General features: G+C 65.0%; 12 protein-coding genes. 6 read left to right on the top strand and 6 right to left on the bottom strand.

The genetic code is table 11. The features are described 5' to 3' along the window. Positions 1-21 precede the first annotated feature (21 nt). Complete coding sequence (locus tag AC6CIE_RS22525) at positions 22-480, bottom strand: CBS domain-containing protein (protein WP_056315762.1); 459 nt, start codon at positions 478-480, stop codon at positions 22-24. A gap of 36 nt (positions 481-516) precedes the next feature. Further along, positions 517-1,830, bottom strand: a complete 1,314-nt coding sequence (locus AC6CIE_RS22520; protein WP_175125011.1) for a YihY family inner membrane protein — start codon at positions 1,828-1,830, stop codon at positions 517-519. A 17-nt stretch (positions 1,831-1,847) separates the two neighbouring features. Between AC6CIE_RS22520 and AC6CIE_RS22515 the strand changes: the two genes are divergently transcribed. The 3 genes from AC6CIE_RS22515 to AC6CIE_RS22505 all read left to right on the top strand — a co-directional run bounded on the left by AC6CIE_RS22515 (position 1,848) and on the right by AC6CIE_RS22505 (position 4,638). Continuing rightward, complete coding sequence (locus tag AC6CIE_RS22515; RefSeq protein ID WP_056571311.1) at positions 1,848-2,219, top strand: DUF2069 domain-containing protein; 372 nt, start codon at positions 1,848-1,850, stop codon at positions 2,217-2,219. Next, positions 2,216-3,703, top strand: coding sequence for a protein adenylyltransferase SelO (locus tag AC6CIE_RS22510; protein ID WP_498094086.1), 1,488 nt, complete (start codon positions 2,216-2,218; stop codon positions 3,701-3,703). The genes AC6CIE_RS22515 and AC6CIE_RS22510 overlap by 4 nt, the downstream gene beginning before the upstream one ends. A 215-nt stretch (positions 3,704-3,918) precedes the next feature. Continuing rightward, positions 3,919-4,638, top strand: a complete 720-nt coding sequence (locus tag AC6CIE_RS22505) for a response regulator transcription factor (RefSeq protein ID WP_043518814.1) — start codon at positions 3,919-3,921, stop codon at positions 4,636-4,638. Positions 4,639-4,679: 41 nt separating this feature from the next. Here AC6CIE_RS22505 and AC6CIE_RS22500 read toward each other — a convergent pair whose 3' ends face one another. Together AC6CIE_RS22500 and AC6CIE_RS22495 are read right to left on the bottom strand one after the other, a co-directional pair. Continuing rightward, a complete protein-coding gene (locus tag AC6CIE_RS22500; protein WP_498094084.1) occupies positions 4,680-6,212 on the bottom strand; it encodes a sensor histidine kinase in 1,533 nt (510 codons plus the stop codon). A gap of 8 nt (positions 6,213-6,220) precedes the next feature. Next, a complete protein-coding gene (locus tag AC6CIE_RS22495; RefSeq protein WP_481146880.1) occupies positions 6,221-8,191 on the bottom strand; it encodes a bifunctional diguanylate cyclase/phosphodiesterase in 1,971 nt (656 codons plus the stop codon). 466 nt (positions 8,192-8,657) lie between these two features. On the opposite strand from AC6CIE_RS22495, the gene AC6CIE_RS22490 reads away from it, so the two are divergent. Genes AC6CIE_RS22490 through AC6CIE_RS22480 form a run of 3 tightly spaced genes read left to right on the top strand, consistent with a single transcriptional unit; the run spans position 8,658 to position 12,024 of the window. Beyond that, positions 8,658-10,040: a putative bifunctional diguanylate cyclase/phosphodiesterase gene (locus tag AC6CIE_RS22490; protein WP_175125007.1), complete on the top strand. Its 1,383-nt coding sequence runs from the start codon at positions 8,658-8,660 to the stop codon at positions 10,038-10,040. 36 nt (positions 10,041-10,076) lie between these two features. After that, the gene (aroC, locus tag AC6CIE_RS22485) at positions 10,077-11,147 is read left to right on the top strand and encodes a chorismate synthase (RefSeq protein WP_175184980.1); all 1,071 of its coding nucleotides are present in this window, start codon (positions 10,077-10,079) and stop codon (positions 11,145-11,147) included. Between the two features lie 37 nt (positions 11,148-11,184). Continuing rightward, on the top strand, positions 11,185-12,024 hold the full coding sequence (locus tag AC6CIE_RS22480; protein WP_498094082.1) for a M48 family metallopeptidase: 840 nt from the start codon (positions 11,185-11,187) through the stop codon (positions 12,022-12,024). A 131-nt stretch (positions 12,025-12,155) separates the two neighbouring features. On the opposite strand, the gene AC6CIE_RS22475 is transcribed toward AC6CIE_RS22480, so the two are convergent. Together AC6CIE_RS22475 and AC6CIE_RS22470 are read right to left on the bottom strand one after the other, a co-directional pair. Next, a complete protein-coding gene (locus tag AC6CIE_RS22475) occupies positions 12,156-14,117 on the bottom strand; it encodes a bifunctional diguanylate cyclase/phosphodiesterase (RefSeq protein WP_498094080.1) in 1,962 nt (653 codons plus the stop codon). A gap of 17 nt (positions 14,118-14,134) precedes the next feature. Further along, entirely contained in the window at positions 14,135-14,818 is a 684-nt protein-coding gene (locus AC6CIE_RS22470) for a transglutaminase-like cysteine peptidase (protein ID WP_495601923.1), read from the bottom strand. Between the last annotated feature and the right edge of the window lie 87 nt (positions 14,819-14,905).

The following is a 14,905-nucleotide window of genomic DNA, read 5'->3' as shown; positions in this document are numbered from 1 at the left end:
GCCGCAAGGGCGCCGGCGGGCTCAGGACTGGGCGGGCTCCGCGCTTTCGGCAGGCCAGTCGCGAATGTAGGCCTTCAGCATGTTGTTTTCGAACTGCTGCGCCGCGACGATGGCCTGCGCCATGTCGTAGAACGAAATGACGCCCATCAGGGTGGGGCCGTCCATGACGGGGATGTAGCGGGCGTGCTTTTCGAGCATCAGGCGCTGGACTTCGTCGGCGCTGGTGTTGGGCGAAACGCTGACCGGCGCGTCGTCCATGATGGAACGGATGGTCGTATCGCCTGCGCCGCCGTGCGCGTGCATGTGGCGGATGATTTCGCGGAACGTGAGCATGCCGGTCAGGGTGCCGAATTCCATGATGACCAGCGAGCCTATGTCTTGTTCGCTCATGGTTTGCACGGCCTGGGCCACGGGCATGTCGGGCGACGCCGTATAGAGCGTATCGCCCTTGACGCGCAAAATCTCACTGACCTTCAACATCGGTATCTCCTGGGGCGGACTGCGCCCTATGCTTTGCTATTTCTTGTTCGCTTCCAGTTGCAACACTGGGGCGACTCCATTTCCGGTATTTTGCGCTTCTCCGCAGAGTTCTTCCAGCGTTGGCGTGGTTTGCGGCGAATTTACGGACGATGCGATGCGCAGGATGTCGGGGTCATTGCGGACGCGGGATTGGCTTCGGTCCAGCAGGAAGCGATCCACGACGGGCGCCAGCGAGGTCTCGCGCGCGTCGCACGTCAGCATCCAGTTGTCTTCGGGACTGCGGGTGGCCAGTCCCATCTTGCTCAGCGTTTCCAGGACTTCATTGAGTTCATCCTGATGCAGCCGCAGCTCCGAGGCCAGCGTGTTGGCGGCCACGCCGCCGGGCGTCGAGAGCTGCGCGCGGCGCAGTGCGCGCAGCGCATCCAGCGCGTCGACGAACGAGGCGCCCGGGTAGCGGTTGATGTGCCAGCGTCCCAGCCGGATCAGCGGCGCGCTGGAAGCAAGCGTTGCGCCCAGCAGCACGGCCAGCCAGGACAGGTAGATCCACAGCAGGAAGATTGGCAGCGTGGCGAAGGCGCCGTAGATGACCGTGTAGGTGGGAAACCGGGTCAGGTAGAAGGCGAACGCCGACTTCATGATTTCCAGCACGATGGCCGTGACACAGCCCCCGATCAGCGCGTCGCGCCACAGCACATCGCGGTTGGGTACGACGACAAAGAGCGCGGCAAAGCCCAGGCCGGTCAGCACCAGCGGGATGAACGAGACGACGACACTGATGACTTCAGGGACGTCCTTGATGAGACCCAGCGATTCGCGGGCCACGAACGAGGTCGCCCACAAGCTGGCGCCCGCGAGGACGGGTCCGAGCGTGATGATGGCCCAGTACACCAGCGCCCGCTGCGGCAGGGGACGCTGGCGCGAGACGCGCCAGATGTCGTTGAAGGCCTGATCGATCGTCATGATCAGCAGCAGCGATGTGACCAGCAGGAACGCGCCGCCAATGGCGGTCAGGCGCGACGCCTGGTGCGCGAACTGGTTCAGGTAGTCCATGATGTTGTCCGACACGGACGGCGGCATCAGGCTGGTGGTGAGGAAGTCTTCGAGGGCGACCCGGAATTCCTGGAACACGGGAAAGGCCGTGAACAGCGACAGCACCACCGCGAGCATGGGGACGATTGCCAGAACGGTGGTGAAGGTGAGGCTGGAGGCAACCTGCAGCAGCTTTTCTTCGTTGGCGCGTTGGAGGACGAAACGAAATACGCGTCCGGTCCTCGCGACCCGGGAAATGCGCGAGGTTGGTCGTTCTTTGACCGCCGGCGTAGCGGCGGCGGGCTCGGCGGGGCGATTCATCAGGCGATAATAGCAGCATGAATCCCGAACTCAACCCCCGCTTGCGCCTCGTCGCCTCGGTTTCATTGTTTGCCCTGATCGTGCTGTGCGTCGCCTGGGAAACCGTGGTAGCGCCGGTGCGGCCGGGCGGTTCCTGGATGCTGCTGAAAGCCTTGCCGCTGGCGTTTCCGCTGCGGGGCATCGTGCGAGGCAATCTCTACACCTACCAGTGGGCGGCCATGCTGTCGCTGCTGTATCTGATGGAAGGCGTGGTGCGCGCCATGTCGGATCCGGCGCCGCTGTCCGTCTTGATGGCGTGGGGCGAGATCATCTTGTCCACCACCTTTTTCCTCAGCGCCATCTTTTATGTGCGGCCCGCCAAGCGCGCTGCCCGGAGTCAACGCGCATGAATGCCCAGTCCCTGTCCGAACTGCAAGCCGTCAACTCCTTTGCGGCCCTGCCCGAGGCTTTCTACACCCGGCTGGCGCCGCGCGGGCTGAACAATCCTCGTCTGCTGCACGCCAACGAACAGGCGGCCGCCCTGATCGGCCTGGATCCGTCGGTCCTGACCACCCCCGAATTCCTGCAGGTGTTTTCCGGCGGGCAGCCATTGCCGGGCGGCGATACGCTGGCCGCCGTCTATAGCGGCCACCAGTTTGGCGTGTGGGCAGGGCAGCTTGGCGACGGTCGGGCGCATCTGCTGGGCGAGGTTCAAGGGCCCGAGGGCGCCTGGGAACTGCAGCTCAAGGGCTCGGGCATGACGCCGTACTCGCGGATGGGCGACGGGCGGGCCGTGCTGCGGTCTTCCGTTCGGGAGTACCTGGCCAGCGAGGCGATGTTCGGGTTGGGCGTGCCCACCACGCGCGCCCTGGCGCTGGTCGTTTCCGATGATCCGGTCATGCGCGAAACCGTCGAGACCGCCGCGATCGTGACCCGGATGTCGCCCAGTTTCGTCAGGTTCGGCTCGTTTGAACATTGGTCGTCACGGCGTCAGCCCGACATGCTGAAAACGCTGGCCGATTATGTGATCGACCGCTATTACCCCGAGTGCCGCGACGTGCCGACTGGCGATTCGGCGTCCGAGACGGCCCCGTACGTGAATCTGCTGCGTGAAGTCACGCGGCGCACGGCGTTGCTGATGGCGGACTGGCAGGCTGTCGGGTTTTGCCACGGCGTGATGAATACCGACAATATGTCGATCCTGGGGCTGACGCTGGATTACGGCCCTTATGGTTTCATGGACGGATTCCGGCTGGGTCATATCTGCAACCATTCGGATGCCGAAGGTCGATACTCCTGGAATCGGCAGCCGTCCGTGGGGCTTTGGAACCTGTATCGGCTAGGCGGCAGTCTGCACCTGCTGGTGCAGGACGCTGACGCATTGCGCGCCGTGCTGGATGAATACGAAGCCATTTTCACGCGCGCGTTCCATGACAAGATGGCCGCCAAGATGGGTTTGGCGGCGTGGCGTCCTGACGATGAGGCGTTGCTGGACGATCTGCTTAAACTGATGGACGCCAATCAGGCGGACTTCACGTTGTCCTGGCGCCGGCTGGCCGACGCCACGCAGGGACAGCGCAGCGCCTTTGAGGATTTGTTTATCGACCGTCCCGCAGCTGGCGCCTGGCTCGACAAGCTGCTGGCCCGGCATGCGCAGGACGGGCGGCCTGCGGCGGATACGGCGGCCGCCATGAACGGCGTGAATCCCTTGTACGTGCTGCGTAATCACCTGGCAGAACAGGCGATTCGTGCGGCCAAAGCCGGCGACGCCAGCGAAATTGAAACGCTCATGAAACTGCTGCGAAGCCCCTTCGTCGCCCAGGATGGTTTTGAACGCTATGCCGGCCTGCCCCCGGATTGGGCTGGTGGAATCGAAGTGAGTTGCTCGTCATGAAGATAATTTTGCGATAACGTCCACGGCATTAATCCTGCGACATTCCCGGGATTAACAAAAAAATCTCGGTAAAAATGTGAAATATCGCCATTTTTTTCGCTGCAATCATTCGTTTCCATTGTAAAAGTCGTAAGATTGCCGGCTCCGGGGCATTTTTGATCGCGTGGGCGCTCCAGGGTTATTTGTCGACAATTTCAATGTAAAGCACTCTGAATATGCCTGGTGCAGATGGTTTGCTATGTATAGGACTGCTCGAGGACGACGCCGATTTCCGCGAGGAACTGGCGTTGGGCTTGGGCGGCTACGGTTTTCGCGTGGCGTTCGCTTGTGACAATGCAGTGGCGTTCTACCGCCGCCTGCAAGAGCAGCCGTGCGACATCGTCATTCTCGACGCCCATCTTCCCGGCGAAGACGGCTTTTCCGTTGCGACGCGCCTGCGTGCCCTGAGCCCGGTGGGCATCGTCATGCTGACGGGCCGCAGCGCCCTGGAAGACCGCGTCCGCGGCCTGGAGGGCGGCGCCGACGTCTACATGACCAAGCCGGTGGATTTGCTGGAACTCAGCTCCGTCATTCGCAGCCTGGCGCGCCGCATGCGGTTGGCCAAGGCGCCACGCCCGGCTGACGCCGAGACGCGCGCGTCGGCGGATACGAACTGGTCGCTGCAGGACGGCGGCTGGATCCTGGTGGCGCCCGACGGCGCCTCGCTGCACCTGAGCGCGCAGGAACGGACGTTCCTGGTAGCCCTGATGGATGCCGCGGGCAGTGCCGTCAGCCGGCAGGCGCTGGCTGAGCTCTTCCTGCCCGACAGCCCGGGCGGATTTGAGTTGCGGCGTATCGACGTGCTGGTGAGCCGTCTGCGCGCCAAGGCGCAGAGCGCCGGACTCAAACTGCCGGTGTTGTCGGTGCGCGGTCAGGGCTACGTGTTCGCGGCCTGACCCGGCCGCGGCTGCGGCTGACGCCAAGGCCCGTGCAGCGCTTAAGCCGACTGCCCGTTGGCGGGCAGGGTGATGACAAAGCGCGTGCCCACGCCCACCTTGCTTTGCATCGTCAGCGAACCGCCCTGGCTCTGGCAGATGCGCCGGGCCAGATACAGCCCGATCCCCATGCCCTGGGTTTCGCGATGCGCGGACCGCCGAAAGCGTGGCTCGAAGATCCGGGCTTGTTCCTCTTCTCCAATCCCCGGGCCGCGGTCCACGACGGCTGCCCAGGTCATGGCCGTGTCGCCGACCCGTGTATGACCCGTCTCGATTCGCACCGGTTCGTTGGCCGGCGAATACTTGATGGCGTTGTGAATCAGGTTGCGCACGACGACGCTGGTGAGCGGGCGATCGCAGAACACCGGCTGCGGCGCTTGCGCTTCGAGCACCAGGGCATGCGCAGTATCCGGGCGCATGGCGTTCACCACGTCGCGCACCAGGTCGGCCATGTCTGTCTGTTCGCCGCGCGGACTCCAGGCATGTTCCTCCAGGCGATCCTGATTCAGCAACTGATCCATCAGCTCGGTCATCCGCGCAACCGACCGATGAATGCGCGCGAGCCGCGTGTCCACGGTTTCGCCACTGTCCGACAGGATCATGTCCAGCGATTGCGCCGCGGCGCTGATGGTGGCCAAGGGCGCTCGCAGCTCGTGCGAGATCAGCGCGTTCATCTGCCGTTGCGTGTCCAGCGCACCGGCCAGTTCGGCCAGCCGCAGTTCGCCTTGCGCCAGGTGTTCGGCGTCCGAGCCGGCGCCATTGTTGCGCGCGGGCGCGGCACTGTTGGAGGCATCCAGCGCCAGCCAGACCAGCGTGCCCGACACCAGCATCAGCCGCAGCATTTCGAAGCTCGCATCCGTGGCGTCTGCGCCGCTTGCGTGCCACGCGTCGTGTCCGAGAATCCAGGCTGATGCGCCAAACGCGAGCATCAGCGCAAGGTTGGCCGGGCGGCCAGACCGCTGCCGCACCGCGCTGGCCAGGAACCACAGCGCCAACGGCACGCTCAGCGCAGCGCACACGCCGGCAATGGCCGCAGGAAGCATTCCCGATTCCGTTTCATATACGAAGATCAGCGCCAGCGCCGCCACGCCGGACAGCGCAATGCTGATCCACCGGCACGCAACGCCCAGTCCGGTTGCAATGCGCGATCCCTGCAGCAGGGGCGCGGTCAGGGCGAGCAGGGCGGCATAAGAGGCAGCTTGCAGCGCGCCCGGCGGCATCAGATCGGGCAGCGAACGGAACAACCCTTCGACCAGCGCGAAGGCCATGCCTGCTGCATACAGCGCGTTGCGCGTGTGCGCCCAGGCCACGCCGCACACTATCGCGCAGGCGATGGCGACGCCGGCGGTCAAGCCTGAGTGCAGGTTCTCGTAGCCGGCATGTCCCCCGTCGGCATTCAACCCATAAGCGAGCGCGTAGGCCGGCCAGAAGCAGGCGCACAGCAGCAGACCGACTCCCGACCAGATGGTTGTCCGGAAGAAGCCGGGCTGGCTTGCGCGAAGGTGGCGAAAACGCCAGCGGGTGCGAAGAAACAATCCTTCCGTCAACTAGGAACCCATTGGTGATCATGCGCGAGGTCTTGCGCGTGGGCGGAGTTTACGACAGCTCCGCTTATCGCGCGGACGCCGATCCCTTCCAGCACGAGCTGCGTCGCCGTGTCCGGCACGTCAGCCGCATAGACCGACATGCCGAGCGTCATCGCGGTCGCGACTACGGTGGCGGCCAGGTGCTGGCTGCCGGGACTTTGCAGGAGACCGCCGATGAAACTGCCGCTCAGCGTCACGTACGAGACGGGAAATTCATGCAGGTGCTCCATGGCGCCGAATTGCTGCGACAGCCGCGCTACCCCGACCCGTCCGCCGGCGCCCATGACGATGTCGCAGAGCTGGCGCACATCGGCGCCTTGTTCGACGAGTCCCGCGGCGTCGACTTCCAGGATCAGCCGCGCCGACAGCGTGGGCCGGTCGTCGAGCATGCGTTCAAGACGCGCGAAGAAGGATCCTTGGGCAAGCGTGGCAAGCGATACCGGCACCGTAAGTGCGCCGTCATGAGTGAACAGCCAATCGAGACCCAGACGGATCGCCTGGATATCGCATTCGGCGGACAGGCCCAGGCGCACGGCTGGCGGCATGAAGATCGAAGCCGGCACGGGATCGGTGCCGGAGGCATCGTGCAGCGTCAGGCAGGCCTCGTGGTGCAGCAGGGCGCCCGACAGGTCATGCAACGGCTGTGCCGTCAGTGAGAACCGGTGCTGCTCCAGCGCGGTAACCAGCGCGTCGTGCCAACTGTATTCACCGATGCGGGTGCTGTCGGCGGCCTGGCTTGCCGGCGTGATCTGGTCGTCGTCCGCGCTTTCGGCGCACATCAGCGCATGATCCAGACGCGCGAGGATGTCGCTCATGTTGTCGCCCGGCGCGAAGGCTGCCATGGCCAGCGCCCACCGGCACCATCCGTATTTGTCCATCGGCACGCGCAGCGACCGCAGCTCGCGCCGCACGCGTTCGGCCAGCACGCTGGCCTGCGGCGCCGAAGTGCGCGGCAGCAGCAGGGCAAAATCCGATCCGCTGATCCGGGCGATCAGCGTGCCCGGACCGCCGAATTCCTGCACCAGCTTGCGCAGGCGGTCCGACGATGAGCGCAGCCACTGGTCGGTGAAGGCCCGCGACAGGTGCCGATTGATCTGTGCGAGGTCGCGTTGGCGGAACATCAGCAGATGGCCGCCGGCCTCGTCGGATTTATCTGCCAGCGCAAGCCGGAACTGGTCGACAAAATGCTTGCGGTTCGACAGGCGCGAGATGGGATCCCGGTAGATTTCGCTTTGCAGCGATTCGATGCGCGCATTCTGCTCCTCGACCGTGGCGGCGACACGGCGCTGCGCATCGACCAGCGCCTGGTCCACACCGGGCACTTCGCACGAACCGCTCAGTGGCGCATCGGCGCCGGGCGCCAGCGCGCGCACGCGTTCGCAGATGTCGCGCGACGTGCGGGCTTCGATCCAGCGCACGAGATTGGTGGCGAACAGCGCCCAGAACGCGGCCGCGGCCAGCACCAGACCCAGAACGCGGATGCCGCCTTGCCACAGCGTGTCGCGAGCCAGACGAGCATCGGCCTGCACGGTGAGGGTGCCTTTGCCTTGTCCGCCAGGAATGACGAACGGCCGGGAAATGGCCGGTGCTTCCATGTTCAGCCAGCCGGCGCGCCAATCGCGCTCCCGGCCTGCGGCAGCCGGTCCCGACCGGCGCTCCACACGCAGCGCGTTCCCTTCGTTCGTGATATTGACCAGCGAATACAGGCCCTGCCCGAACAATTCATCGGCAAGGGCGACCTGCTCGCTATGGCTGCCGGAACTGTGCGACAAGGCCCACGCGAGTGCATTGGCGCCCGATTCGCTTTGCTGGGCGAGCTGCGTATTCAGATAGCGGTGCGCCGCCAGCATCCCGAGGGCCTGGGCGCCCAGCAGGATAAAGCCGACCAGAAGGGCGGAGCATAAAAGCAGCCGGCGTAGTGTGGGCATGTATCGGAGAATCCCTTCCTGGGCCTGTACGGGATAAAAACCTGGATATCAAACGTGACACACGTTACGAAACAACAGCCAGCAGCGGTGTCACGGTACTGGGACCTGTCACAGAACGCACAGAATATTACGAAATGCTCGGTCGTATCCGACAAGGTGTGCAATTATTTCGCTCGTGAGAATTGGCCCTTTGAGAACTATTGAGACACTGCGTATTAATTTTTCGGGTTGCGGTGTCGTAGATGGGTCGAGGCGTGGCGAAAGGACCGGCCAGAGATCGCCAATCCGGGACCCCGCCATGACCGCTGCGAGCAACATAGGATCCGAAGAAAGTCAGGAGAAGGAGGCGCGTTGCCTCCGAAATGTGGCGTTTTTTTGCGAAAACAATGCATAATTTAAAATATGTTACAGCCTCCGGGCCCGTGATCGGGCCGCAACGCCGGGGGCGTTTGGATAGGGGGGCTCCGTGCGTGAGAGTTACCTGCTCGCACTGTGCCTGACGCTCGCGGGCGCACTTGCAGCGATCAGTCTGCTGTTCTTCCGCCGGGACCGCGCGCTGCGCCGCCGCCTGACGCGGGATGAACTGACCGGCCTCCTCAGCCAACAGGAGTTGCATCGTCGCGTGCGTACCTGGCTGGGCCAACCCCAGGGTACGACGCGCCGCGGCGCCTTTTTTCTCGTCAGTTTCGAACACTACGCGCAGATCAGCGCCATGCTGCGCGCCGGCGAAGACCAGGCATTGCTGGTGCAGGTGGCCGATCGCATCAGCCTGGTCGCACGCGCGCTCGGTGGGATGGCCGCGCGCTCCGGGGCCGATTCGTTCACGGTCTGTGTCCCCGGCGTGGACGAGGAGGGGGCTGCCCAGGTGTCCGCCAAGCTGCTGGCCGACCTGAGCGCGCCTTATGAACTGGGCGCCCGTCCCCTGATTGCCGTCTTCCGGATTGGCGCGGCGCTGTATCCCGCCCACGGCCGCAGTGTCGAGGAGTTGCAACGCTGCGTGCAGGTGGCGATGGTGCCCCTCAAGGATCGGGGCGGCGAGGGCTGGAATCTCTTCGACTTCCGGCTGCTGGCGCGGCAACGGGATCAGCAGGGCCTGGAAAATGACCTGAGGCTGGCGCTGACGACACCGGCCATGGAGCAGTTTGAACTCTATTACCAGCCGGTCTGCGACAGCGCGACCGGCGTGGTGCAGGGGTGCGAGGCGCTGCTGCGCTGGCATCACCCCGTGCTGGGCAGCGTGTCGCCCGCCGTGACAATCGAATTGGCCGAGCGCAGCGGACTGATCGTGCCGCTGGGCGCCTGGATCCTGGAGCGCGCCTGCACGCAGGCGGCGCTCTGGCCGTCGGCGTGGCGCGTCCACGTGAACCTGTCGGTCAAGCAGATGAACGAAGACGGGCTGGTCCAGCTTGTATCGGACGTGCTGGCGGCCGCCCGGCTGTCGCCGCGCAAGCTGGTGCTGGAGATCACCGAATCCATCTTCATCCTGCACTACGAGCGGCACGTGAAGATCCTGAACACGCTGCGCGACATGGGCATCGGGGTAGCGCTGGATGACTTTGGTTGCGGCTATTCCAGCCTGAACCATCTGCGCCATCTGCCCATCGACTGGGTCAAGATCGACCGCAGCTTCATTTCCGCCCTGGAATCGGACGCCGGCAGCCGCGAGGTGGTTTCTGCGCTGTTCGGCTTGTGCCAAGCCATGCACCTGCCGGTCGTGGCCGAAGGCGTCGAAACCGAAGGGCAGCGCGAAATCCTGAAGTCGTTGGGATGCCGCGTGATGCAGGGCTTTCTGCTGGGGCGGCCGGCGCCCGCCGCCGAAATCCAGGCTTTGGCCGCGGCGGTGTCATAATCGGGGTTGCTTGCAAACCCGACCTGTTGACTCCTTATGCCCGGCAATACCCTAGGTACTCTTTTTACCGTCACGAATTTCGGCGAATCCCACGGGCCGGCCATCGGTTGCGTCGTGGACGGCTGTCCTCCGGGACTGGCCCTGGACGCATCCGATATCCAGTACGAACTGGATCGCCGCCGCCCGGGCACCTCGCGCCACGTGACGCAGCGCCAGGAAGCCGACCAGGTCGAGATCCTGTCCGGCGTCTATAACGGGGTCACTACCGGCACGCCCATCGGACTGCTGATCCGCAATACCGACGCGCGCAGCAAGGACTACTCCAACATCGAGGACACCTTCCGTCCGGGCCACGCCGACTTCGCCTACTGGCGCAAATTTGGCGTGCGCGACCCGCGCGGCGGCGGACGTTCCTCGGCCCGGCTGACGGCGCCCACCGTGGCGGCCGGCGCCATCGCCAAAAAGTGGCTGGCCGAGCAATACGGCGTCAAGGTGCGCGGCTACATGAGCCAGCTGGGGCCTGTCGCCATCCCGTTCGTTTCGTGGGACGAAGTGCCCAACAATCCCTTCTATGCCCCCAACGCCGAGGTCGTCCCCGAACTGGAAGCCTATATGGACCAGTTGCGCCGGGACGGCGATTCCATCGGCGCGCGCATCGAAGTCGTGGCAGAGAACCTGCCGGCAGGCTGGGGCGAACCCATCTACGACCGCCTGGACGCCGACATCGCCCACGTCATGATGGGCCTGAACGCGGTCAAGGGCGTTTCCATTGGCGCGGGTTTCGACTGCATCACACAGCGCGGCTCGGAACATGGCGACGAGATCACGCCGGACGGCTTCCTGAGCAACCACGCCGGCGGCGTGCTGGGCGGCATTTCGACCGGCCAGCCCATCACCGTGTCGCTCGCGATCAAACCCACGTCGAGCATCCGCGTCGAGCGCCGCTCGGTCAACCGCGCCAACGAGCCGGTGATGGTGCAAACATTGGGCCGCCACGACCCGTGCGTGGGCATCCGCGCGACGCCCATCGCCGAGGCCATGCTGGCGCTCGTGCTGATCGACCACGCGCTGCGCCATCGCGGTCAGTGCGGCTCGGCGCCCGTCTGATACGTTTTTCCGTAGTTGAATTGGCTTGGAGGCCGACATGAAACAGAAGCGTCATTTTCTGCGCAATGCCGGGGCCGTGCTGTCGCTGGCCGTGCTGGCCGGCTGTACCAGCATGAACACCACGCAGTCAGGCGCCGTGGGCGTAGACCGCAAGCAATACATGTCCACCATGGTGCCGGCGCAGGCGCTGGAACAGGAAGCAAACCAGCAGTACGCCGACATCCTGCAGGAGGCCAAGTCCAAGGGCCTGCTGGATCGCGACGCCAAGCAAGTGGCGCGCGTGCGCGAGATCTCGCAGCGCTTGATCGCGCAGGCCGGCGTGTTCCGTCCCGATGCGGCCAACTGGAAATGGGAAGTCCACGTGCTGTCCAGCGACGAGGTCAACGCCTGGTGCATGCCGGGGGGCAAGATCGCCGTCTACACCGGCCTCATCTCGCAGATCAAGCCGACCGACGATGAGCTGGCCGCGGTGCTGGGCCACGAAATCGCCCACGCGCTGCGTGAACATGCGCGCGAGCGCGTGTCCCAGCAGATGGCGACCAATCTGGGCTTGCAGGTGTTGTCCATTGCCACAGGATCCAAGGCCGCGTCGGACCTGGGCGGTGAGTTGACCAGCGTGATGTTCACCTTGCCCAACAGCCGTACGCACGAGACCGAAGCGGACCGGATGGGCGTGGAACTGGCGGCCAGGGCGGGCTACGACCCGCGTGCTGCCGTGACGCTGTGGCAGAAGATGGGCGTGGCCAGCCAAGGCAGTGCCCCGCCCGAGATCTTGTCGACCCATCCGTCGGCCGCCTCGCGCATCAGTGATCTGCAATCGGCTTCGCAGAAAGTGATGCCGCTTTACGAACAGTCCAAGGGCCAGGCCGCGCGTTAAGGCGGCAAGGCGTTACGCTGACGACGCGGCCCGCGCGGCAATGCCTGCGCGGGCCGTTTTCCATGGTCCGTGCCCTGCGGTGGGGCGTGTCTCGTTGCCCCAATCGCAGGCCGTTGCGATATCCCTTCGACTTACACGCCGCTCGCGGCCTTGACGCCCTGGCCGCGCATGATCTCGATGCCCAGGCCATGCAGAATGCGCTGCGTCTCCGCGTCCGGCACGTCTTCCGCGTAAACCGCAATTCCCAGTGAGCGGGCCGTTTCCAGCACCGACGCCGTCAACTGCTGGCTACCCGGGCTTTGCGACATTCCGCCCACGAACCCCCCGCCCAATTTCACGTAGGACAACGGCAGCGTGTGCAGTTGCGCCACCGCGCCAAATTGCTGCGCCAGGCGTCGCACGCCGATGTGTGCGCCAAATTCCGCTGCGACCCGCGCAAAGGCGGTGATCTGCTCGTGGCATTCCACCAGCCCGTGCGCGTCGATTTCCACGTACAGACGGCGCGCCAGCGGACGGTTTTCGGTCAGCAGCAGTGCAAGCTGGCGCAGGAACTTCTGGCCGCGCAAAGAGGGCAGCGCCACGCGCACCGCAAGTTCGCCCGAATGGCTAGCCAGCCATTCCAGGCCGAGCCGCACGGATTCCAGATCGCATTCCGCCACCAGGTCCAACCGCACGGCCGGCGGGATGAAGAGCGTGGCGGGGATCGGTTCCTGGTCGGGCGCGGTGCGCAGCATCAGCATGGCTTCGGTGCGCACGGTGCGCCCATCCAGCGCCAGCAAGGGTTCGGTGGACAGTTCGAACTGCCGGTTCTCCAACGCCGTCTGAATAGCGTCCTTCCAGGCGCGTTCGCCCGCTTCCGACGGCGACTGCATGTCGGTGGCGCCCGCGATCACGACCTGGTCGTTGCCGGCGCTTTCGGCGCGCATCAAGCCAAAGTCAAGGCGGGCCAGCACGGCGCCGGCCTGGCTGCCGTGGCCGTAATCGGTCATGGCCTGCGCCCACCGGCAAAGATGGCCCTCACCAACCGGAATGCGCGAGGCATGCAGATCCGCGCGCACCTGCTCGGCCACCATCATGGCCTGCGGCGCCGCGCAGCCGGGCAGCAGCAGTGCAAAGTCCGACCCATTCAGCCGCGCCAGCATGGGGGCGGCGACGTGCATGCGCTTGAGCGTGCCCTGGATGCGTTCGCACGCGGTGCGCAGCCACTGGTCGATGAATTCGCGCGGCATGTGGCGGTTCAGGTCGGCCAGATCGCGCTGGCGGAACACCAGCACGTGCCCGCCGTCGATCCGCGACGTGCCGGCCGCGGGCCGGATTTCCAGCGCACGGCGGAACTCGTTGACGAAGTATTTGCGGTTGGGCAGGCCGGTCACCGGGTCCTGGTTCAGCTCCAGTTCCAGCGACTCGATCTTTGCGTTCTGTTCTTCGACGCTGGCATGGATGCGTTCGCGCGTCTGGTTCAGCGCCTGCACTACGCCGGACAACTCCGGCACGCGCGCCTCGACCTGTTCGCCCGGCGCGTCGCGGCCGATGCCGCGGACGTGGTCGCTGATCTCGCGCAGCAGACGGTTCTTGATCCACCCGACCAGCACGAAGGCGAACATGGCCCACAGGATGCCCGCACCCACGACCAGCGCGATCATCTTCAGGCTGCTGCGCCACAAGGCCTCCCAGGCGTAGGCGTCGTTGGCGATCAGGGTGACTTCGCCGATCTGCCGCCAGCCGTCGCTGACCGCGTGGCTGGCCGCCTGGCTGTCCAGCGGCGCCAGCGCCTGAAACCACGCCGGCACGGAGGCGGCGGTGGCGGTCGACTTGCGTTCGATCAGGACCTTGCCGTCGGGATCCGTCAGGCGCACCAGCGAGAAGTGCCCGCCGTCGTAAAGCGCCGAGACCAGCAGTTCCTGCACGACCGGATCGTTGTTCGCCGGTTGCGACAGGGACAGGGCCAGGGAGACGGCCGCGTCGGTGCTTTGCACCTGAAGCTGGCCCGACAGGTACTCGCGCGCCGAATTGACGCTGAGCGCCAGCGTCCCCAGCAAAATCACGCTGATGGCGAGGGTCACACTGAGCAGTAGCTGACGAAGTATGGACATAGTCTTGTTTCCGGACATCAGGGGCGGATGCCTTCCCGTTCCATGCGTTGAAGTAGGTCGCGCCAGCGGCTAAGGCGGTCGACGGGCGCGGCCGCCTTGCCGTCCACGTAGACGCCGTCGGCGTTGAAACTGAAAACCGGCGTCAGGTCGCGCCGCTGCGTGGCCGGCAGGATGGTTGAGATCAGGCTGTCCAGCACCAGCGGGACGGCATTGGGGGTTTCGTAATAGCCCAGCACCATGTGGGCCACCTGGCTGCTGCTGGCCGCGCCGCCGATGCGGGCGCGCACGTAGATGAAGCGCAGCTTGTTGGCCGGTACGCCCATCGAGAGCAGGGTGAAATACTTGCCGATGACATAGTCTTCGCAATCGCCGGCGCCTTTGCCCAGCGACTCCAGGGGCGTTGCCCAGTAATCGGCTTGCTTCCAGATGATGGAATCCTCGCCGGAGAGCAGGGCGCGGTTCCAGAAATCGTTGGCGACGGTGAGACGGTCGCGGTCGGTTGCGGGGGCCGGGCTGCGCAACAGTTGCAGCCAGTTCGATACGGACTTTGCGCCCTTGGCGCCATAGCGGCTGGACGACAGGCTTTGCAGCCTGTCGGTGTTGATTTCCAGCGCCGAACTGCCACTCCACCCGCAAGCCAGGCATAGCAGCGCCACACGGCACAGAGTCAGCGCGCTACGGTAACGGCGGGTTAAGGGCATGAAACGGATTTTCACATTTTTTCGGGTCGCTTAGACGTGCCCTTGAAAAAATGTGTCGGTCGGGAAGGGAGGGCCGAAGCCGGCCCT

The organism is Achromobacter sp. GQ309, from assembly GCF_059759315.1.
The sequence above is the reverse complement of the archived record's forward strand: the minus strand, read 5'-3'. Positions and strand labels throughout refer to the sequence as shown.